Here is a 20,802-nt window from a genome sequence, read left to right as displayed (position 1 = left end):
ACAACAATGAAAAAAGAGAACAGAGCGGTTATCGGTGTGGACTTGGGTGGAACCAAGATTGCAACGGGGATGCTGGATCAGGACGGCGGCCTTCTGGCTCGAAGCCAGAAGGCGACTGCGGGACTCCAAAGCTCGAAGGAAGTCATCTCAACCATCGTGGATACCATTGAAGAAGTCCGCGGACAGCATGAGATCGCCGGCGTTGGTGTGGCTTCGCCGGGCATGGTGGACAGCAAAAACGGCGTTATTCTGAATGGAGTCAATTTGCCGGACTGGGATGGTATCTCCTTGCAATCGGAGCTAGAGAAAAGGTTAGGTATTTCGGTACGTTTGATTAACGATGCGAATGCCGCCGCTTGGGGCGAATATGTATATGGAGCGGGACGAGGATCGCAAAGTATGGTTTACGTGACTCTGAGCACGGGAATTGGTTCTGGTCTTGTACTGGACGGAAGGCTGTTCCTTGGAACAAGCTCCTTTGCAGGTGAACTCGGGCATACCGTTATTGATCCCGGGGGAGCATTATGCGGTTGCGGTCAGCGGGGCTGCTGGGAAACCTATGCTTCCGGAACGGCAATTGCCCGTATCGCGAATGAGGCGATTGCCGAGTCGGCAGCAGCCTCGCAAATGACCACTCTGGCAGCTGCAGAAGGCGTTCCCGTGAGTGCCAAGCACGTGTTCCAGGCTGCAGGCATGGGGGATGAACTGGCCAACGCAACATTGGAGCAGGTCATTCACTATACCGGACTGGGGCTTGCGAATATCATTCATAGCTTTAATCCGGATTGCATCGTGATCGGCGGCGGCGTCAGCAGAGCGGGAGCGGCCTTCTTTGAACCGCTGCTTAAGAAGACCGAGGAATTGGTCATGGAACCCTACCGGGGAACATGTAAGATCAAACCGGCAGAACTCAAAGACGATGTGGGTATCATCGGGGCTGCGGCGTTATTTGTTGATCATCAATAAAGCAATACTACAGGAGAGAAATCGAATAATCCAAAGGGATGCGGTAAGTTATCATAACTTGCCAGCATCTCTTTTTTTTGAATATGACAAGATAGCTCTAAATATTTTGCAATTATTTTTCATATATATGATTGAATATTTCACATCAGTGAAATATAATGTCATTATAACGCGTCATCAATACATTATTAACGACTGGGGTGGATATTTAGTGTCAGAACAGTATGGCGTATTGACGTATCCGGAAATTGGAGGCCAAAGCGAAGCACTTGCGGCCGCTTGGAAGCAGCTTGAGCAGCAACAGGATTGGGTAGATCAATTTTTTAAGAGCGATAAATATGATGAGGTGCTTTTTATCGGATCAGGGACCTCTTACTATCTAGCGTTGACAGCGGCAAGCACTTTCCGCAAATGGACAGGAAAGAGCGCAAGCGCGCATCCTTCTTCCGAAATCTATCTGTTTAGAGAGCAGGCGGTTGCAGCGAAGAAAGAAGTGCTGCTCGTCGGCATTTCCCGTTCCGGAGAATCATCCGAAGTGATCCTGGCCCTGGATTCCGTGAAGGATCTTGCCGGCTGGACGACTTGCGGCGTGACTTGCGATGAAGACAGCACCATGGCGAAGAATGTGCCGTGTCTCGTATCACCGCTGGGCAAGGAAAAAAGCACCGTCATGACGAAATCTTTCAGCAGCATGACCTTCATGGTGCAGGCAGCCATGGCGAAAGCGGCGGGAAGCGATGCCTATCTTACCGAGCTGAAGGAAGTGCTTGAGCTCAGCAAGAATATTGTGGCCAAGGGCGATGCGGAAGCCAAATCGGTTATTGACGGGCATCCCGAGCTGAACAAGTTCATCTATCTTGGCATGGGCGCATATAACGGTCTGGCTCAAGAAGCTTGCCTGAAATTAAAAGAAATGTCCTGTGTCTGGACGGAAAGCTTTGGTACAATGGAATTCCGGCATGGTCCTAAATCGGTTGTGGAGCCTGGCACGATGGTATGCCTGTTCCTGTCCGAGAATGCCAGAGCCTATGAAGTGAAAGTGGCGCAGGAAATGAAGGAATACGGCGCATATGTGGTGATTGTGACGGCTGAAGCGGGAGAAGATACTTCCTTTGCGGATCTGGTCTTTGCCACGGGTGGAAAAAATCTCAGCGATGAAGCCAGAGCGGCCCTCAATATGCCGCTGGTTCAATATATCGGTTATTACACAGCCTTGCGGGAAGGTAGAAATCCGGACAGCCCGCGGAATTTGACCCAAGTGGTCAAAATCTAATTTCAAAGGAGCGAGACAGTTTTGCGTGAACGAAATGGGTCGAAAGAAGAACGTCAGGAACAAATATATGAATATATCCTACAGTACGGTTCTATTTCTCTTCAGGAGGTCATCCAGCATTTTGAATGTTCGGAGGCTACTGCCAGACGGGACCTGGAAGCTTTGGAAAAGGCAGGTCGGGTGATCCGGACGATGGGCGGTGGAGCGAAGCCTGCAGGGCTGGTCTCCGGAAGGGAGATTCCATTTCACGAAAAGCAAAACAAGTTCTACCGGGAAAAAGAGAGCATTGCGCAGCTTGCGGCATCCCTTGTGCAAGAAGGGGATGTGATTGGTTTAACGGGCGGTACGACGACCTATTTGATCGCCAGAGCGCTTAAAAACCGCCGCAATATCACCGTCGTGACCAACGCGGTCAACATAGCGATGGAATTGTCTGAAAATGAGGATGTACAAGTGGTGCTTACCGGCGGCATGCTTCGCAGCAAGAACTTCGAGCTGTGCGGGCCGCTTGCCGAGCGGACGCTGGAAGCACTGAACATCCACACGATGTTCATGGGTATTGACGGCTTTTCAGTGGAGCAAGGAGTCAGCACGTACTCGGAACTGGAGGCAAATACGGCCAAATTGATGATGAAACGGACGGAACGGACGATCGCCGTATTTGACCATACCAAGGCCGGGCGCAATTCTTTGTTCCAGGTAGCTCCAGTCACGGCCCTATACGGAATCATAACCGATGAAGAGCCTGGAGATGAGCTCCGTGCACGTCTGACGTCGGAGCAAGTGAACGTCTTCGTGACCGGGACCGCTAAATAATATGAAGTAAGTTATCATTATTCATCTTCTTGATTGCAATAAAATTGATGAATGCAGGGCGGGTGTAAGGATGGAAGTATATGCTGGCGTGGATGTTGGCGGGACCAACATTGTATGCGGTTTGGTCACCTCCTCCGGCGAGGTCGTGTATCAAATCAAGCGCGCGACGGAAGTCTCGAAGGGGCCGGATTCGGTCCTGGAAAAAATCGCGGCCATGATTGAGGAGGCGGCGGTTGCCTATGCCGAGCAATCAGGCACAGGCATCTCTGTCACCGCAGCAGGCATCGGACTGCCTGGTTTTGTTGATCCGGAAGAAGGAATTGCCCGATTCGCGGGCAATCTCGGCTGGCGGAATCTGCCGGCGGTACAAAGGCTCCAAGCGAGGTTGAATCTCCCCGTTTATATCGACAACGATGTACGCACATACGTATTCGGGGAAGCCATGTATGGAGCGGGCAAGGGCTACAAAGACGTACTTGGCATTACGGTAGGCACCGGCATTGCCTCCGCCATGGTGAACGACGGCGCACTCTTTTACGGCTTTCGCAACATGTCGGGAGAGCTCGGGCATATTGTGATGGAAGGTCTTACCGATCCATGCCCATGCGGTTTGGAGGGATGCCTTGAAACCTTCGCTTCGGCTTCAGGGATGGTGCGTCAGGCGAAGAAGGCGCTTCGCGCGGGAGAGCCCTCGATTCTTCATAGCTGGTTTCCGGGAGAAAAGCTGGAGGAGCTGTCCGCAGCGGATTTATCACGTGCCTACGACCTGGACGATCCATTTGCCAAATTGATTATGGAAAAGGCGGGAACTTTGCTCGGGCGCGCCTTGTCTTACGCCGTGTCAATGGTCAGTCCGGAACTGATTATTGTGGGCGGCGGCGGCGCTTTGGCTGGTGATCGCCTGCTGGCACCGCTGAAGAAAGAATTATTCAGCCGGATCTTGCCGGATTACCGGGACCAACTGAAGGTGGTCACGGCTTTGAACAACGACGATGCCGGTGTAACGGGAAGCGCAATGTATGCCAAACAAAAGCATATCGCCGCAACGAAATAAATTGAACTAAAGAAAGGGAAGGCAATTCGCCTGTATTCCGTGTGGAATCAAGGGAAGCAAGGTGAAACTTTAGTTCATTTTATAAACAAGCACTTCTAACATTTATCGTAAATCCAAACATGAAGGGGAAATTCACATGGCACTCGTTTCTTCTACTTCTTTATTGCAAACTGCAAGACAAAATAAATATGCCATCGGCGCATTTAACGTGCATACGCTAGAAATGCTTCAGGCAGTGGTTGAGGCGGCAGAGGAAGCGCAATCTCCTCTGATCATTCAGTCCACGGTAGGTACGGTGAAGCATCTGGGTGCGGATTACATCGCTGCAGCGGCAACGGTTGCGGCCAACCGCTCTAGCGTGCCGATCGCACTGCATTTGGACCACTGCTCCGATTTTAACGTGATCATGAGCTGCATCCGCGCAGGCTACACGTCTGTCATGATCGATGCTTCCCATTCACCTTTTGAGGAAAATGTGGCAGCGACACAGAAGGTCGTGGAAGCGGCCAATGCCATCGGCATTAACGTCGAGGCGGAACTTGGCAAAGTGGGCGGCGTTGAGGATGACATCGTCGTGGATGAAAGAGACGCGCTGCTGGCTGATCCGGCCGAATGTGCCGAGTTTGTGGAACGCACAGGCGTTCATACGCTCGCTCCGGCGATCGGAACGGCACATGGCATTTACAAGGGAACGCCGAACATCGATTTTGACCGTATTAAACGCATAGCCGATGTGGTAAGCGTACCTCTCGTACTCCATGGCGGCTCCGGCATTCCTGAGGAGCAGGTGAAACGTGCCGTATCGCTTGGCATGGCCAAGATGAACGTAGCCACGGAACTGCGCATTATTTTCTCCGACGCGATCAAAGCGGTTTTCGCCGAAAATCCGGAAGAAAACGATCCGCGTAAATACATGGTGCCTGCAAAGCAAGCGTTGAAAAAGGCAGCCATGGAAAAAATGCATCTTTGCGGCTGTGTCGGACGCGCAAGCGACTTCCGTTAATCAGCAGAATACGTACGATAGCATAATGAAAGCCTGTCTCCTCCTGATTTCAGATCAGGGCGAGGCAGGCTTTTTTGAAGATGATAGACTACATTCAAAAGCGGTCTGTATTTTATGAGATTACGTCGATAGACGTTTCTCTTGTATTTCGATTTACTGTGGCTTCAGATAGTCCAAAAAAATATTTTTTACGATCGTAAGCTGGATGAGCATGTCCGGGTCAGCCTCAAACATAACGATATTGCTCTGAAGCGACAGCTTTTTGGAGAACATGCCCAATGCATTCACCAGCGTAGCCAGCGTCTCGTGAACAGGAATATCGGAACGGATGGAACCGTCATTGATGCATTCCTGAATAATATTTTTAAAGATGCCGTATACCTTGCGGGTCACCTGATGATATTCCTCAATTCCATCCAGGGGCTCGGTCTGCTGTGCTGCATAGCTTTCAAAAGCTTCAATTAGCTTGTTGCGGTTAATATAGGCAGAGGAAGTGTCCTCGATAAAGTGGTCGAATAGCAGTTCTATTTTCCGAATCCCTGTTTCGGCTCGTTCTGAAATCGACTTGAATGCCTCGACCTCCATTTCGATAATTCTCGATGCCACGGCAACGACGATCCGGTCTTTTTTAGGAAAATATCGAAACACCGTCGCGATGCCTACATTTTCTTCGGCGGCAATGTCGCGCATGGTGGCTTTATCCAATCCTTTTTTAACAAAGACACGCTCGGCAGCTTCGACAATGCTGATTTCCCGCTGCTGCTTGGCTTCCTGGCGCTCCTGTTCCCATCTGCTTTTTGGATCCATAGTACGTTCACGACCTTCTGAAAAGAATTCTTACTTATTATAATACAGTGCTTGGTGTACCGCTTGATTTTTTAGAATGCTATCAGACGAAATCCGGAAAGTCAATGAATTGTAAATGTTATCCTGTTTCGCTGTATGTTATGGCATTGCTATTGTTTTGAAGTGGTGATATAATCAATATCGTAATGATAGTCATTATATCACGACTCCGGAATATTGTACCCGGATCCTTAAAATTTGTACAAATATTTCGGAATAAAGAGGTCATTCTATATAAATTGGAATAAAGAAATGTAGGCAGAGCAAGCTTTATTTCATTTTATATAACACACAGTATTTATAATTGAAGGGAGTTTTTGATCATGGGTAGAGTATCTGGCAAGGTTGCAATCGTAACAGGCGCAGCAGGCGGCATGGGTAAAGCGGATGCTATGCTTTTGGCTCAAGAAGGAGCAAAGGTCGTTGTGACCGACATTCAGGAAGATAAAGTCAATGAGGTCGTTGAAGAAATCAACAAAAACGGCGGCGAAGCTATTGGGTTCCGCCATAACGTGACTTCTGAAGAAGAGTGGCAACATATCGTGGATGAAACCGTAAAAAAATGGGGCAAAGTCGACGTTCTCGTCAATAATGCCGGTATTTCTCTGGCTAAGAAGCTCGTGGATACGACTGCCCAGGATTGGGACAAGGTTATGTCGATTAACCTGACAGGCGGATTCTTCGGACTGAAGCATGTCATCCCTGTCATGCAAAAGAACGGCGGCGGTTCCATCATCAACATTTCTTCGATCGCTGGCCTGACAGGCAGCAACGGCGCGGGTCCTTACACCGCTAGTAAAGGTGCGGTTCGTATGTTGACCAAAGCCGTAGCCATCGATTACGGTCAAGACAACATCCGTTGTAACTCGATCCATCCTGGTTATATTGAAACTCCAATGACCAAAGACTTGCTCTCCGATGACAACATGACCAAATGGTTCCTGTCCAACACTCCGCTCCCTCGTTTGGGTAAACCGGAAAACATCGCGCAAGGCGTATTGTTCCTGGCTTCCGATGAATCTTCCTTTATCACTGGCGCTGAGCTTGCCATCGACGGCGGCGTGTCTGCAAGATAATTTCTTTTAATAAGAAGCAAAGCTCTTCGGGATTTTCCCGGGGAGCTTTTTTGTGTACCTGCAACCTTCCAAATGATGGATTCGTTAGTAATTATAAGAGAAAATAACCATAATTCAGGGGGGCTGTTTATGAAAAAATGGGGGTCATGGTTTGCTGTTCTATTGCTGATTGTGATGCTGGTCAGCGGCTGCTCATCAGGGTCGGAGGATAAGGCATCAGGGACGGAATCGAGGGCCGTCGAGACATCCGTAGCGGATCAGGCAAGCACGGCGGAGGACGGGGCTTCTCTCAGTACAAATGAGGCGGTTCCGAAAGAGAGCGAAAGTAAACAAGAGTCACCTGCAAGTACAGAACCCAAGCTTCCCGATTCTTCCTCACAAACCTCTTCAGGGACTTCATCAGGTTTCAATTCCCAGGACCTGTCCAGCGGTCTGAACAAGAAACTCATGTACAAAGCTAATATTGTGATGGAGATTTCGGATTACAATCAGTCACAGTCAGAAGTCCGTAACATGGTCGCGTTGGCCGGTGGATATATCGTTAATTTCAGCGAAACCCAGTCCATCAGCGAAAAAGGCGGCACATTCGTTATTAAAGTTCCGGCGACCGGATTTTCCCCATTTCTGAGCAGCCTTGAGAAAATCAAACATGTTAATTTGCAGCGGAGCATTGAAGGCCAGGATGTAACGGAGGAATACGTTGACCTGGAATCCAGATTGAAGGCGAAGCAGGTTATGGAGGAGCAGTATGTGGCGTTTATGAAAAAAGCAACCAAGACGAATGATCTGGTCTCCTTCGCCAATGAGCTTGAGCGTATTCAAACTGAAATCGAACAAATCAAGGGACGAATGCGGTATATCAACCAGAATGTGTCGTATTCAACCGTAGAAATCCGGATCTATGAAGAGATTAAAGAGCCGGCCAAAGAGAAGGAGAAGAGCATTCAGACGCCTCTGGGCAAGCGTGCTTCGAGCGCTTTTCAAGGCAGTATCGATGTCGTCACGCTCGTACTTCAATGGATCGTTGTCATCTTATCCGGCTCTCTGCCTATTCTGATCGTTGCGGCTATCGTGCTGCTGGTCATTTGGCTGGTCAGAAAATCGAGAAGACGTCATCAGGAGGAAGCGGCAGAAAAACGCAAACGGCTGAACGCTGGTTCAAAGCCTGACCCAATTGGTGAAAAAGCTATAGACGATAAGCCGGAGGATGAGCAATAAATTCACGGCTATTATATGGATATAAGGAATAACCGTACACAATCTGATTGTGTGCGGTTATTTTTTGGGTATATACGTCTAGAGACGGAGCATGCTACGAAAGCGGATGATCCTTCGAAAATGAATTGCTTTAGCCACTTTATTGGACTATTATTATAAGGAGAGATTCATATGTACACAACAGATCATACCAATCAGATTGCTTCTTATACCGCCAAGCTTCTCCGAGATCGATTCGGAAAAGGTCCTGAATCGATATACGTGTCGGTGAACGACCAATGCATCACGCTGCATCTACGGAATTTTATCGGTCCCGTGGAACAATTTCTTCTGAATCAGAAGGAAGAGCAGGTATTCCGTTATACGCGGGAACTGATGATGCAATCATTGCTCCCTGAATTGACGGCATATCTCGAGCGGGAGATGGATATAAGGCTGGATGATCTTTATTACGACTGGGGACTGCATGACGCGTCCGGAATCATCGTTGGACTCTTCGCAGATCACTCGCATATATCGGAAATATATAATGGAAGAGACGAAATACATAATCAAATTCATCGGGTGACCAGCATTGTACAGAAGAGGCCCGACAAGGTATACTCCTGGTGGGTTAACCCGAAGACGTTGGTTGTGATTCGGGAAGGCCTGCTGATTCTCATCGAAAAGGAAATGATCCAGCTTGGATACGACGAGGTGCTGCGCACCACGAAACGGAAGCTGGAGAAAAGATATTTTGAGGAGGAAACGGCAATCAGTGCAGCGGTGGGACGAAAGCTGACGGAGTTATACGTGGATTGGGATTTTGAACGCGATAAAAGCGTGATTGTATGCCTGTTTCAGGATTAGTTTTTTAATTGGCAGGAATGAGTCAGACATGTGATTACATGAGCTGAACATAAGCCAAAGAGAGAGCGGACTGCTCTTTCTTTGGCTTTTTTTATGGGGAAAAAGATTTATTCAAGGCCAGTACAGTGTTTATCATTGCAAGAAAAACTTCTGCTTCGCGCAGTCTTTCTAATGTGATCGTTTGCATCGATAGAGTTTTTCTTACAGGAAGGAGGGGAATGATGAGAAGAGATCAATACATCATATTATGCGTCGAGGATAATCCGATTAATATGGCTCTTATGCATCATATTTTCAAAAAATACCCCCAAATTCGACTATTAAAAGCTGATTCGGCTGAACAAGCGATCGAACTGTTGGGACAGGATCGGCCGGATTTAATTATCATGGACATACAGCTTCCAGGGATGGATGGCTATGAAGCATTAGACTATTTGAAAAGCAGAGAGGATACCCGGGATATTCCAATCGTGGCCGTCAGCTCCTACGCCATGGACTCTGATGTGGCCCGCGGCCTTCAAGCTGGATTCGCAGAATACATTACGAAGCCGATCAATCTTAAATTTTTTCTGGAGAGGGTTAAGGAACTGATCAAGCAAGCAGCCGTAAGCAGGGAAGAATAATTCCGCAGCATTCATATAACAATAGAAAAGAGCACTTGAGATAAAGGGCATGTCCTTCCGCTGATCGGCGGGGATATGCCCTTTTAGAATTAAACGTGGCTTATTACTGAATTGAACTGAAGAAGAGGAACACTTTCCTGCACGGATCTTGGAATCAAGAAGAAGCAAGATTCGTCTTTAATTCATATTATTTAGTTGACAATAACCGGGTACACGCATAACATTTACTTTATTCCTATGAGAATACTGTCGAATTAAGTCGTAATAAAACGAATTTTATGTGAAAGCGAAGTGAAGAAATGTTTGCACAAATTAACGGGGTGAAGATTTACTTCGACGTGGAAGGATCGGGTTATGTACCGGATGGGGAGCGGATGGTTGCCAAACCGGTATGCTTTGTCGTTCATGGGGGACCGGGAAGCGATCACTCTGATTTCAAACCATGGTTGACACCGCTTTCAGATGTGGTGCAGCTGGTATATCTGGATCAGCGTGCAAACGGTCAGTCCGAGCGTGTTGACCCGGATACATGTACGCTGGAGCAGCTTGCCGATGACATTGAAGCACTCCGCAAGTATTTAGGCCTTGGGAAAATCCATTTAATGGGCCACTCTTTCGGAGGGATGGTCGCGCAAGTATATGCTACCCGTTATCCCGCTTCATTGAACAAGCTGGTGCTTCTGTGCACGGCTCCAAGTAAGGAATTCTACCCGGCCGCCATGGAGTTTGCTTCCAAGACCGCTACCGAGGAGCAGCTGAAGGTCATTCCCGAATTATTCGAAGGACGTATCCGCGATGAGCAACATTTGATCGAATGGTGGGATCTCTGCTTCCCGCTCTATTTCCATCACAAGGATGAGCAGATTATGAGAGAAACCGGTAACCGTCCGATTGGTGCACTGGAAGTGGCGAACTATACCTTCAAACATTTTATGCCGGAATACGATGTGCGCCCGGAGCTACCTTCCTGTAATGTGCCCACACTGATTATCGGTGCCCGTTATGATTGGGTGACGCCTCTTTCCCAGGCGGAAGAGATGAAGCGTTTGCTGCCGAACAGCCAACTGCGTATTTTTGAACACAGCGGCCATATGCCGTTTATTGAAGAACAAGATGATTTTATTAAGACGACTGCACATTTTCTGACAAGTGAGGGAGAGGTTTCTTGAGCAACGAAACGCTTGTAATATTGATTGTCATGGCTATTTATATTGCGGGACTGCTGCTGATCGGCTTTCGAATGTCCAAGCAGATCAAAACGCTGGATGATTATATCCTTGCGGGCCGCAATTTGCCATGGTACGTATTATCGCTTACCTTTGCGGCGGCGGTAGCCAATACAGCCACCGTTATGGGGCAGCCGGGCTTTGCCTATTCTATCGGTTTTACGTATGTATTCTGGTCCAGCTTATCATCCGAGACGATATCCGTGCTGCTGCTCTCCCGGATCGGGGTGCGGCTGCGTTCGATGAATCTGACGACCATCAGCGATCTCGCGAATGCCCGCTTCGGCAACAGCCGCAGACTTGAAATCGTTCTCTCATTGTGGCAAGTCGTATGGGGGATTTTTATCGTCGGCATGTCTTTGTTCGGCGTATCCCTCGTACTTGAGGTTATCATCGGTGTGCCTTGGCAGTATACGATTGCACCGATTGCGATCATTACGATTCTGTATACCATGTCAGGCGGTCTGCGGGCCGTGGTCATTACCGATGCGGCCCAAATGCTGATCATCGTGTTGGGCGTCGGTACACTGTTCTTTATGATTACATCCAAATACGGATTGTTTACCGACTTTTTATCCAAATATGTGGGTGATACTGGTTTTAATCTGACCGATGCCAGCAAAGGGCTGACTCTGTTCCCTGGTTTCACAGACCTGTTCACGCTGCCTCCGGGACAAACGATCATGGGGCTGATTGCTTTTATCATGGCAACTTCCTTCTGGATTCCGATCGATCTGGGCTTCATTCAGCGCTCCCTGGCGGCGAAAACCTTGAAGGACGGCCGGAAAAGCGTATATTTCTATGCAATGGTGGACTGGTTTAACGCATGGATTCTCGTTCTGCTCGGCGGCTTTGGCGCCATTTTGCTTCCAGGACTCATCAATACGGACGAGGTCGTGATTCGTCTTGCTCGCGAAATCCTTCCTCTCGTCGGAGCGGCACTGGTTGTAACTGCTGTCGTATCGGCGGCGATGTCGACCATATCCGTATATTTGAACGCGGGCAGCGGCATCATCGTTAAAAATATCATTCTTCGCGTGAAACCGAATATCGGCACGAAAATGGAGCTTAGACTCACGCGCATCATTACGGTTGCCATCGGACTCTTGGCTCTTGGATTTACGCCATTTATCTCCAACAACGGCATCGTGATGGCGGCTGTGGCCATGCAGATCATTATGATCTCGGCGCTGACACCGCTGGTGCTGCTTGCTCTCTACTGGAAAAAAACAACGGAAGCTGCAGCATTCTGGGGATGTATTATTACATCGGCTGCTACCCTGTTCATGATGATCAATGTGGGAGGGCCTTATGCAGCAAGCGGCGGCGCAGGGTACTTCGGCATCCCGGTCATTTTCTGGAGCATCGCGCTGGCATTAGTGCTGTATATCGGTGTGAGCTTGATCAATCCTGAGAAACGCGATGTCATGTCACCGGAATGCAAGGCGATGTTCGAACAAAAAAGCAAGCTTTCCTCGCAAAAGGATCTGCTGGTGTTTGGAATCATATGGGGTGTGCTTGCGGCTATCGGCATTTATAAGAAGCTGTCCGGAGGCACCAAAACAGCCTTTCCTCCGCTTAGCGGCAGCGGTGCCTGGATTACTAACGGCGTATTCTATGCGATGAGTTTGTTTACGGCGGGTCTGTGCATATTCCTGACTTACCGGGTGTACAAGCATATGCGCCGGAATTAATCCGGATAGAAGGATGGAGGGCACATAACTTTACCTGGACTGTGGCATATTACCTCTAGTTTGTGAATTCAGACAATTCATTGATGGAGAGGTGATATCCACATGAAGCGCTTTGTGATCGCATTGGCTGCGGCAATATTCTTGCTCTGCGGCTTTCAGCAAACGGCGTCTGCGGACGGTCCTTACCATTTTGGCTTCAAAAAAAGCAAAAACGGCCAGCTTCCCTCCATTAACGAGGAAGGGTTCAAGGACGTTTTGCAGAAAAATGACGCTATCTTTTTGGGAGATACCACCCGCAAGGAGCTGTACCTGACGTTTGATAACGGCTATGAGAACGGTTTTACTCCCAAGATTCTCGATGTGCTGAAGGAGAAGAAGGTTCCGGCTATTTTCTTTCTCACCGGGCATTACGTCAAGGATAAGCCCGAGCTCGTCACGCGGATGGTGACGGAAGGCCATCTCGTAGGCAACCATTCCTGGTCGCATCCCGATATGACGCAGGTGTCGAATGAGCAGCTAAAGGATGAACTAACGAAGGTCAAACAGGCCGTGTCGGGTACAACCCGTCAGCAGGCGATGGACTTTGTCCGTCCGCCGCGCGGTATTTTCAATGATCGTACGCTCGCCTTGAGCCGTTCTGAGGGTTATGTCAGCGTATTCTGGTCGGTTGCATATAAGGATTGGGACGTTAACGATCAAAGAGGCGCAGACTATGCGTATAACCAGGTAATGGCTCAGCTTCATCCGGGAGCCGTGATTCTGCTGCATTCCATCTCCAGAGACAATACGGAAGCGCTCGGACGGATTATTGATGGGGCAAGGCAGCAGGGCTACGAGTTTAAGAGCCTGGATGCATTAAAGGTGAAGACTTACTGACCGGCGGTTACGCCGGCATAGCACAAGAGGCAGCCCATAAAGGGCTGCCTCTTGTTGTCTAGATCGGAAAACGGATTAATTCCCGTTGATTTTTTTGAGATTTTCTTGCCATTTCTGCGTCTCGAATTTCAACAGTTTCTCATAGCCAGCTTTTTGGGCATCCTGCTCTGCCTTGTCGAGGAGGGCGATGACTTCCTGCTCATCCTTGGCGAACAATGCCTTTGCCCGCACCTTGTCGGCGATATCGGATACGCGCTGAAGGATCATGCCCTCGTCCGAATCCGGGAGGGGCTGGATGTTTCCGAACTCTGTGGCATCGAAGGAGGTCTTCCAGGCGACCGCCGTTTGGGAAACGGTAGCCCAATCCCGCTTATCTTCAGGGAGATTCATTTCATTCTCGGCTTTGGACCCGTCTATGAACGCCGTGTTTCCGGCCCATTGGAAGGTATCCCAGATTGCCATGAGCTTGGAACGTTCTTCAACCTCATTTTTATACTTATCCGTGTAAATCGGAGCCCCTTTATCATTGGTGCCCTGCCAATACATTCCTTCAGGACCCCAGAAAATAATACGCTCTCCTTCTTCTCCCGTCAGCCAATCGAGATAAGCAAAGATGCCTTCGGGGTTCTTCGCAGAAGTGGTGATGGCACTGACATTCCAGCCAAGCGAATCATATTCGTTGACCCATACTTTATTCGGATCGACACCCGTCTTGTGGAGCGGCCAGATCATGGTATATCCGCTACCGGGATCTTTGGCACGAAGCATGCTGTTGGCTTCTGTACCGAGCACAGTGGTATCGAAATCTCCGTAGATGGCTACCCGGCCATTATTCACTTTTTCTTTGACCTGATCACGGGTTTGGGTGATGGCATCCTGGGTGATGAGTTTTTCGCGGAATAATTGATTGGCGAACACCATCGACTCGCGGTAGACCGGATCGCTGAACAGGGACTTCAGCTCATTGCCCTGAGGAACTGCGCGGAGGGAAACCTGCCCGACGTTCCGGTCTTCTGCCATGCCTGCATAGAGAAAGTCGATGCCTTGGCCCAGTAATCCGACCTCGAACGGAACGATATCGGGATACTTTTCCTTCACCAGCTTCAGATAAGCATATAAGTCATCAAAGGTTTCGAGCTTCGGCGATCCAAGCTCCTTGTAGATTTTGTTATTGACGGCGTATCCGCCGTTGCCCATGGGCCTTTTCGTGTACCAGTTCGGGAACTGGTACAGCTTGCCATCCTCGGAACGGAGCATATTCAGTGTTTTTTCGCCTGCCCATTTTTTCAGATTCGGGTATTTTTCAAGATAGGGATCCAGAGCAACGAGTTTGCCCGCCTTCCTGAGCTTTTCGATGTCCGTTCCGCGATCTCCCCAGATGACATCCGGCAGCTGGCCGGAGGCGATCATCGTATTGAATTTCTGCAGGGCAGCTCCGCCTGATTGAATGGCTTGGACCGTCACCTTTTGGTTCTCCTGAATCCACTTCGTTGCCGGGTCCTGTCCCCATGGATTCATGGTATACCAGTCATAGTTACCGTAAAAGGAAAAGGTAAGCGGCGTTTCTCCCAGCACGAAAGGCTTGGTAGAATCCGCTTCGGCTTTGTCTTTGGATTCCGTTTTTGCCGCGTCATTTCCGCCGCCTCCGCCGCATGCCGCGAGCATGATGCTCATGCCCAGCATGCAGACCAGAAGCAGCAAAGATGTTTTTTTGAATGACATTTTCATACCCCCATATGAATGTTGTGATATGTACAAGCCTCAAGAAAGCTTTTACATCGATCATATCCGGCTTCATTCTTTAATGGAACCGATCATGACGCCCTTGGTAAAATATTTTTGCAAAAATGGATAGACCAGCAGAATCGGGATGGTTGCCACCAGCATGGTTGACATAGTCAGCGACTTGGTCGTGACGTTTTGAAGCTGGGACATGTGGCTGCGCGCGGCGGCGTTAGTCTGCATCATCTGCTCGGACATGATGTTGGAGCTTAAGATTTGCTGGAGCAGCGTTTGAATCGGAAGCAGATGCTCGGTTGTGATGTAGATGCTGGCCGTAAACCAATCATTCCAGTGCCATACCGCCGAAAACAGAGAGAGCGTGGCGATAACAGGACCCGAAATCGGGACGACGATTTTGAAAAAAATGCCCCAGTGGCCGCATCCGTCGATTTTGGCAGATTCCTCCAGTCCTTCGGGAAGCTCCAGAAAAAACGTACGGAAAATGATCATATTCCAAACGCTGATGATATTGGGCACGATCATGACCCAGAAATTATCCATGAGTCCCAGTTCGCGGTTGATCAGAAAGGAAGGAATCAGTCCGCCGCTGAAATACATCGTGATAATGCACAGGATCATATACCATTTGCGTCCCATGAGCTGCCTTTTGGACATCCCGTAAGCGAAGACTGCCGTGCAAACGATGGACAGGATGGTACCGATCACCGTCCGAAGTACGGAGATGAGGAAGCCTGTCATCAGGCGTTTATCCTGAAAAACGACATTATAATTCTCCAGCGTGAACTGCCTCGGCCAAAAGGTAATGCCGCCCCGGGTGGTGTCTGAGCCCACGTTAAATGAGATGACAATGGAATTCCAGAACGGATATAGCATGGCAAAAGCCATGATGATCAGTAAAGCATAGATCAGACCCAGAAAAATGCGGTCGGTAAAAGAGTTCTTCATGTCGTTATCACCTGCGCTTCATAAATGTAGTTGCAGTGCCCGGGGATGTCTACCACAGGCTGCGTCCCAGTTTACGGGCCATCATGTTGGCGGCTGTCAGCAGAATGACGCTGATTGCCGATTTGAATAATCCGACGGCGGCAGCGTAGGAAAAGAGCGAGTTGCGGATCCCGACGCGGTAGACATACGTATCGATGACATCCGAAACATCCTGAAGTACAGGATTTTTAGCCAGAAGCAGGATGTCTTCAAAGCCCGCGCTCAAGATATCACCTACTGCCAGAATCATGAAAATGGTGATGACGCCGGATATACCTGGCATGGTGATGTACCACATTTTCTTGAAGCGGCTGGCACCGTCGATGGATGCGGCCTCGTAAATTTCCGGGTTGATGCCGGCAATGGCAGCCAGATAGACGATGGCGGAGAAGCCAATCTCTTTCCAGATGCCTGTTCCGATCAGGATGGCCCAGAAATACCCGGGGATGGACAGGAAATTGATCGGCTCGCTAACCAGCTGGAGCTTTTGCAGGAGCATGTTCAGACTTCCGTTGTCCGTTGCGAGCATGGAGGCCACAAAGCCCGAGACGATAACCCATGACAGGAAGTGGGGCAAATAGCTGACGGTCTGAATGATCCGTTTGAAGCGAAGATGCATGACTTCATTCAGGATCAGCGCCAGCAGAATGGGTGCCGGGAACCCGATGAGCAGCCTCAGGGCGCTGATCACAAACGTATTGCGCATCACATTCCAGAATTCGGGTGCTTCGAAAAACATCCTGAAGTGCTTGAAGCCTACCCAGGGACTGTGCAGAAAGCCCTGAAAAATATCGTAATCCTGGAAAGCCATTAGCACCCCATACATCGGCAGGTAGGAAAAGATCAGGATTAGAATCATCGCCGGGATGACCATGAGCTGCAAATCCAGCTGCCTGGAGAATCGGAACCAGAAGGATTTGCGGCCGGGTCCCGCAAGCGTAGAGAGTACGGTGCTTTTTTTCATGACAACACTTCCTTTGTGAAATTTCTCTCCTGGGATTTATGGTAAAGGAGGCATCCAAGCAAAAAAACTGATGCAAACAACGATTTATAGACTTCTGCAATGAAGTTGCAGCGTTTTCAACATGTTAAAAATGAAATGTTATATGATGGGATCAGATCGGCCATTGATGGCTTTATTCCGCAAGTTGCCCGGGAGGAATGAGATGTACAACGTATTGCTTGCCGATGATGAAGTACTGGATTTGAGGGGGATGGAGCGATTTATTCCCTGGAGTGAACTCCGGATGAAGGTGGCTGCTGTCGTGAGCAGCGGTTTTGCCGCACTGGATTATATCAGACAGTATCCGGTTGATATTCTGATCACCGATATCCGAATGCCGATCATGTCGGGCCTGGAGCTGTCAAGGGAGGCTTTGCAGCTGCTTCCACAGCTCAAAATCATTTTCGTAAGCGGCTATGAGGATTTCCACTATGCGAAGCAGGCGATGGAGCTGAATGCGCAAAGCTACGTGCTGAAGCCAGTGGAGGATGAGGAAATGATTGAGGTTCTGCATAAGGTGAAGCGTCAGCTTGATCATGAGGCACAGCAGTCCAGGCTTCAATCGGATTACGATAAAACCCTGCCTATGCTAAGGAATGATATGCTGCACGAACTGCTCGATGGCCAGCATGAAGGAGAAGATGCCCTGTTCCATGAGAAGCTGCAGGTACATTGCGGGATAGATCCTAATAAGCCGCACCGAACGGCCGTCATCGAAATAGACGATGTAGCCTGGAAGCTGAACGCGTACAGTGAGTCGGAAGCGAAACAGATCGTATATCAGCTGTACCAAACTCTAATGGAGTGCTGCGAGGAGCTGCAGATCCTGTCGCTGTGCAGGCTTTCAAGCCGACAATTCGCCTTAGTGCTCCAGGGGGAGCATTTGGGCAGAAGCGAGACCTTTCTTAGGGAACTCATTGACCGGATAGAAATCGGTTTTCCTGTTACGATTACCATTGGTCTCAGCAGTACGGCGGCATCGCTCGCATGGATTCAGACGTCTTACCAGGAGGCCAGGCAGGCTTTGGATTATAAAATGCTGGCGGGCAAGAGCAGATTGATCCTCTTCTCTGAAATGGAATCGGGCAATGTGGAGGACGTGCAAAGCTTGGAAATGCGGCTGGATGCCCTATTCGCGGAAATGTCCAACTACAGGCTTGTCCAGCTTCATGACGAGCTGGGGCATGTATTCGCCCTGATCCGCCGGATGAAGTCCAAATCTACGGTATACAACGTTGCCATTCAGATTATTTCCAGATTGGATGCCTATCTGGCGGGGCTGAATGAGAATCTGTTCCAGCTGCTCGGCATGAGAATGGAGAACCTGGACATCCTGTTTAAATTTGAAACGATGGATGATATCCAATCCTGGTTACGTCGGCGGGTATTCGAAATCTCCGAAATGCTTCACATCAAAAAACAAAAGAAGAACAATAAGCTATTGGAGTCGGTCTGTGCGTACGTGGAAGAGCATCTCGATCAGAATATCGCTCTCCGGGATGTAAGTAATATGTTTTCCTTTTCCCCGAATCATCTTGGGGTACTGTTCAAACAGGGAACAGGCGTCAATTTCAGCGACTACGTGGTAGATCGGCGAATGGAGAAAGCCTGCCTTCTGCTGAAGGATCCCCACTATAAGATCTTTGAGGTGGCCGGCCGTGTGGGGTATAAGAATCTTACATATTTCAGCAGGCAGTTCAAGGACAAATACGGCATGACGCCAGGTGATTACCGCAAGCAGTGCTAAGCGAAGGAGAGCAGAATTTGCATGAGGCGGAAGGAACGATTTCTGTCATTCGGCTACAAGCTGATGATTTCATATATTGTACTGCTTATTGTGCCGGTAGTATTTGTCGGCACGTTTGCCTACAACACATCCGTGGATTCGATTCGCAAACAAACCAAGGCGAATATCCGCGGCACGCTTCAGCAAATCCAGGACAATATTCATTACAAGGTGGAGGACATTCAGAGGCTGACGGATTTGCTGTATTATGACCGGACGTTGTCAGATTCCCTGCGGCGTTACGATGACGGCTGGTACAGCTTCGATACCCTGCAGAGCTACCTGATACCGACGCTGCAAAATACGATTCATGCGACTAACCGCAATATTGCGCTGTCCGTATACATTCAGAATGACACCATTCCGGAGGTTTATTACTCATACGAAGGCATGGACCCGATCAGCAAGGGGAGGTTCTACGAGCTTTTTCATCAGAAGCGGATTCTGGACAAACCTTGGTTTAAGGATTTTCCGAAAGAACAATATGGAGTGACGATGCAGTGGCGCCAAGTTGAGGAGGATGACAGGTTCGGGAATATATCCCTGCTGCGCAGATTAATGGATACGTATGAGCCAACCGCACCGAAGCCCTTCGGATTTGTACGCATCACCGTCAAGATTGCAGATCTGCTGGAAAGCGTGAACGAGGATAAATTCCGTAACGGCAGTACCCTGTACATAGAGAACGAAAAGAAGGAAATCATCTATTTTTCTTCGGCGGATCAAAGCATCAAGGAAGAGCAAATTCCCATGCTGGAGGGCAAGGACTATCTGCAAATCAAGGCTCCCATCGAGGGACTGAACTGGACGCTCGCAGCCAATATTCCCAATCAGGTGATGGAGAAGGATATTCAGAAGGTCAAAAGCGTCACGTTTATTGTATGTCTGATCATGATCGTGCTATTTTCCGCGGCTGGATGGCTGCTATCCAGATATTTTTCCAGACGGGTTGTCAAAATCGTGTCGGTTCTGCGTTCCTTTCAGGAAGGTGATTTGCATAAAAGGCTGCGCTACCGAGGCCAAGACGAGTTTAATCAGATCGCCCTGGCTCTAAATGACATGGGTGAGAACATGAACCGACTGATTCAGGAAGTGTACCTGTCTAATTTACAAAAGAAAGAGGCGGAGCTGGAAATTCTTCAGGCCCAGATCAATCCGCATTTTCTATATAACTCTTTCTCGTCCATTAACAGGCTGGCGCAATTCGGCGAAATCGCTAAAATCCGCGCCATGGTCAGCGGACTCGCGAAATTCTACCGCCTGTCGCTGAACGAGGGCAGAATGATGATTTCGGTCGAGAAGGAGCTGCAGCAGGTACAGACCTACATAGAAATCCAGAAAATCAAATATGAGGATCGCCTCACCTTCAATGTCGATGTTGACGAAAAGGTGCTGGGCTACGATACTGTAAAGCTGATATTGCAGCCCTTTGTGGAGAACATTCTGGAGCATGCCTTTTACGGGGATAGCATCCATATCCGCATTACGGCAGAGGCTGCGGAGCAGGCCATCGTGTTCAAAGTGATTGATGACGGCATCGGTATGAATGCGGAAACCATCCGGCAGATTTTTTCTCCAAGCGGAATTAAAATGGGCTACGGGATCCGTAACGTCGATCAGAGAATCAAACTGCAATTTGGCGATTCTTATGGTGTCTTGCTGTACAGCCGGCTAGGCATCGGGACAACCGTTCAATTGACCATCCCTTATTTTCATCATACAGAATCAAACGATAGCGGCCCGTCACAGGGATAGGTGGAAAGCTA

Annotated in this window: 18 protein-coding genes; 14 read left to right on the top strand and 4 right to left on the bottom strand. The window is 49.1% G+C overall.

What is annotated here, in order from left to right; translation table 11 throughout:
- The first annotated feature begins 6 nt into the window (after window positions 1–6).
- From GRF59_RS10685 to fba, 5 genes are all read left to right on the top strand, one after another.
- Window positions 7–966, top strand: a complete 960-nt coding sequence (locus GRF59_RS10685) for an ROK family protein (RefSeq protein WP_160497543.1) — start codon at window positions 7–9, stop codon at window positions 964–966.
- Window positions 967–1,177: 211 nt separating this feature from the next.
- Window positions 1,178–2,239 (top strand): SIS domain-containing protein, encoded by a 1,062-nt coding sequence (locus GRF59_RS10680; protein WP_160497542.1) that lies wholly within the window; start codon window positions 1,178–1,180, stop codon window positions 2,237–2,239.
- Between the two features lie 21 nt (window positions 2,240–2,260).
- A complete protein-coding gene (locus GRF59_RS10675) occupies window positions 2,261–3,055 on the top strand; it encodes a DeoR/GlpR family DNA-binding transcription regulator (RefSeq protein ID WP_160497541.1) in 795 nt (264 codons plus the stop codon).
- 70 nt (window positions 3,056–3,125) lie between these two features.
- Entirely contained in the window at window positions 3,126–4,109 is a 984-nt protein-coding gene (locus GRF59_RS10670) for an ROK family protein (RefSeq protein ID WP_160497540.1), read from the top strand.
- A gap of 136 nt (window positions 4,110–4,245) precedes the next feature.
- The gene (gene fba / locus GRF59_RS10665; RefSeq protein ID WP_160497539.1) at window positions 4,246–5,112 is read left to right on the top strand and encodes a class II fructose-1,6-bisphosphate aldolase; all 867 of its coding nucleotides are present in this window, start codon (window positions 4,246–4,248) and stop codon (window positions 5,110–5,112) included.
- Window positions 5,113–5,265: 153 nt separating this feature from the next.
- On the opposite strand, the gene GRF59_RS10660 is transcribed toward fba, so the two are convergent.
- Window positions 5,266–5,919 (bottom strand): TetR/AcrR family transcriptional regulator, encoded by a 654-nt coding sequence (locus GRF59_RS10660; RefSeq protein WP_160497538.1) that lies wholly within the window; start codon window positions 5,917–5,919, stop codon window positions 5,266–5,268.
- A 362-nt stretch (window positions 5,920–6,281) separates the two neighbouring features.
- Here GRF59_RS10660 and GRF59_RS10655 point away from each other — a divergent pair, with 362 nt between their 5' ends.
- The 7 genes from GRF59_RS10655 (at window position 6,282) to pdaA (ending at window position 13,520) form a co-directional block, all read left to right on the top strand.
- A complete protein-coding gene (locus tag GRF59_RS10655; protein ID WP_160497537.1) occupies window positions 6,282–7,034 on the top strand; it encodes an SDR family NAD(P)-dependent oxidoreductase in 753 nt (250 codons plus the stop codon).
- A 129-nt stretch (window positions 7,035–7,163) separates the two neighbouring features.
- A complete protein-coding gene (locus tag GRF59_RS10650; protein ID WP_160497536.1) occupies window positions 7,164–8,252 on the top strand; it encodes a DUF4349 domain-containing protein in 1,089 nt (362 codons plus the stop codon).
- A 171-nt stretch (window positions 8,253–8,423) separates the two neighbouring features.
- Window positions 8,424–9,101, top strand: coding sequence for a Na-translocating system protein MpsC family protein (locus GRF59_RS10645; RefSeq protein WP_160497535.1), 678 nt, complete (start codon window positions 8,424–8,426; stop codon window positions 9,099–9,101).
- A gap of 221 nt (window positions 9,102–9,322) precedes the next feature.
- Window positions 9,323–9,724 carry a response regulator gene (locus GRF59_RS10640; protein WP_160497534.1) on the top strand — a complete coding sequence of 134 codons (402 nt, stop codon included), beginning with the start codon at window positions 9,323–9,325 and terminating at the stop codon, window positions 9,722–9,724.
- Window positions 9,725–10,023: 299 nt separating this feature from the next.
- Window positions 10,024–10,893 carry an alpha/beta fold hydrolase gene (locus GRF59_RS10635; protein ID WP_160497533.1) on the top strand — a complete coding sequence of 290 codons (870 nt, stop codon included), beginning with the start codon at window positions 10,024–10,026 and terminating at the stop codon, window positions 10,891–10,893.
- Complete coding sequence (locus GRF59_RS10630) at window positions 10,890–12,644, top strand: sodium:solute symporter family protein (protein ID WP_160497532.1); 1,755 nt, start codon at window positions 10,890–10,892, stop codon at window positions 12,642–12,644. The genes GRF59_RS10635 and GRF59_RS10630 overlap by 4 nt, the downstream gene beginning before the upstream one ends.
- A 102-nt stretch (window positions 12,645–12,746) precedes the next feature.
- Window positions 12,747–13,520: a delta-lactam-biosynthetic de-N-acetylase gene (gene pdaA, locus GRF59_RS10625; protein WP_160497531.1), complete on the top strand. Its 774-nt coding sequence runs from the start codon at window positions 12,747–12,749 to the stop codon at window positions 13,518–13,520.
- A gap of 75 nt (window positions 13,521–13,595) precedes the next feature.
- On the opposite strand, the gene GRF59_RS10620 is transcribed toward pdaA, so the two are convergent.
- The 3 genes from GRF59_RS10620 to GRF59_RS10610 all read right to left on the bottom strand — a co-directional run bounded on the left by GRF59_RS10620 (window position 13,596) and on the right by GRF59_RS10610 (window position 17,211).
- The gene (locus GRF59_RS10620; RefSeq protein WP_160497530.1) at window positions 13,596–15,242 is read right to left on the bottom strand and encodes an extracellular solute-binding protein; all 1,647 of its coding nucleotides are present in this window, start codon (window positions 15,240–15,242) and stop codon (window positions 13,596–13,598) included.
- A 72-nt stretch (window positions 15,243–15,314) separates the two neighbouring features.
- On the bottom strand, window positions 15,315–16,208 hold the full coding sequence (locus tag GRF59_RS10615) for a carbohydrate ABC transporter permease (protein ID WP_160497529.1): 894 nt from the start codon (window positions 16,206–16,208) through the stop codon (window positions 15,315–15,317).
- Between the two features lie 49 nt (window positions 16,209–16,257).
- Window positions 16,258–17,211, bottom strand: coding sequence for an ABC transporter permease (locus GRF59_RS10610; protein ID WP_237391708.1), 954 nt, complete (start codon window positions 17,209–17,211; stop codon window positions 16,258–16,260).
- Between the two features lie 202 nt (window positions 17,212–17,413).
- Here GRF59_RS10610 and GRF59_RS10605 point away from each other — a divergent pair, with 202 nt between their 5' ends.
- Window positions 17,414–18,997, top strand: a complete 1,584-nt coding sequence (locus GRF59_RS10605) for a response regulator (RefSeq protein ID WP_160497528.1) — start codon at window positions 17,414–17,416, stop codon at window positions 18,995–18,997.
- A 21-nt stretch (window positions 18,998–19,018) separates the two neighbouring features.
- Window positions 19,019–20,791 carry a sensor histidine kinase gene (locus tag GRF59_RS10600; protein ID WP_160497527.1) on the top strand — a complete coding sequence of 591 codons (1,773 nt, stop codon included), beginning with the start codon at window positions 19,019–19,021 and terminating at the stop codon, window positions 20,789–20,791.
- The last annotated feature ends 11 nt before the right edge of the window (window positions 20,792–20,802 follow it).

Source organism: Paenibacillus dendrobii (assembly GCF_009807035.1).
Lineage (GTDB): Bacteria > Bacillota > Bacilli > Paenibacillales > Paenibacillaceae > Paenibacillus_AQ > Paenibacillus_AQ dendrobii.
Note: the sequence above shows the minus strand (reverse complement) of the source record. Positions and strands in the feature narration are given on the sequence as shown.

Bases quoted from the DNA above. Each gene is read 5' to 3' on its own strand.
- GRF59_RS10615 (WP_160497529.1), bottom strand. From the start codon at position 16,208: ATGAAGAACTCTTTTACCGACCGCATTTTTCTGGGTCTGATCTATGCT.
- GRF59_RS10650 (WP_160497536.1), top strand. From the start codon at position 7,164: ATGAAAAAATGGGGGTCATGGTTTGCTGTTCTATTGCTGATTGTGATG.
- GRF59_RS10620 (WP_160497530.1), bottom strand. From the start codon at position 15,242: ATGTCATTCAAAAAAACATCTTTGCTGCTTCTGGTCTGCATGCTGGGC.
- fba (WP_160497539.1), top strand. From the start codon at position 4,246: ATGGCACTCGTTTCTTCTACTTCTTTATTGCAAACTGCAAGACAAAAT.
- GRF59_RS10660 (WP_160497538.1), bottom strand. From the start codon at position 5,919: ATGGATCCAAAAAGCAGATGGGAACAGGAGCGCCAGGAAGCCAAGCAG.
- GRF59_RS10610 (WP_237391708.1), bottom strand. From the start codon at position 17,211: ATGAAAAAAAGCACCGTACTCTCTACGCTTGCGGGACCCGGCCGCAAA.
- GRF59_RS10605 (WP_160497528.1), top strand. From the start codon at position 17,414: ATGTACAACGTATTGCTTGCCGATGATGAAGTACTGGATTTGAGGGGG.
- GRF59_RS10640 (WP_160497534.1), top strand. From the start codon at position 9,323: ATGAGAAGAGATCAATACATCATATTATGCGTCGAGGATAATCCGATT.
- GRF59_RS10655 (WP_160497537.1), top strand. From the start codon at position 6,282: ATGGGTAGAGTATCTGGCAAGGTTGCAATCGTAACAGGCGCAGCAGGC.
- GRF59_RS10685 (WP_160497543.1), top strand. From the start codon at position 7: ATGAAAAAAGAGAACAGAGCGGTTATCGGTGTGGACTTGGGTGGAACC.
- GRF59_RS10670 (WP_160497540.1), top strand. From the start codon at position 3,126: ATGGAAGTATATGCTGGCGTGGATGTTGGCGGGACCAACATTGTATGC.
- GRF59_RS10600 (WP_160497527.1), top strand. From the start codon at position 19,019: ATGAGGCGGAAGGAACGATTTCTGTCATTCGGCTACAAGCTGATGATT.
- GRF59_RS10635 (WP_160497533.1), top strand. From the start codon at position 10,024: ATGTTTGCACAAATTAACGGGGTGAAGATTTACTTCGACGTGGAAGGA.
- pdaA (WP_160497531.1), top strand. From the start codon at position 12,747: ATGAAGCGCTTTGTGATCGCATTGGCTGCGGCAATATTCTTGCTCTGC.
- GRF59_RS10645 (WP_160497535.1), top strand. From the start codon at position 8,424: ATGTACACAACAGATCATACCAATCAGATTGCTTCTTATACCGCCAAG.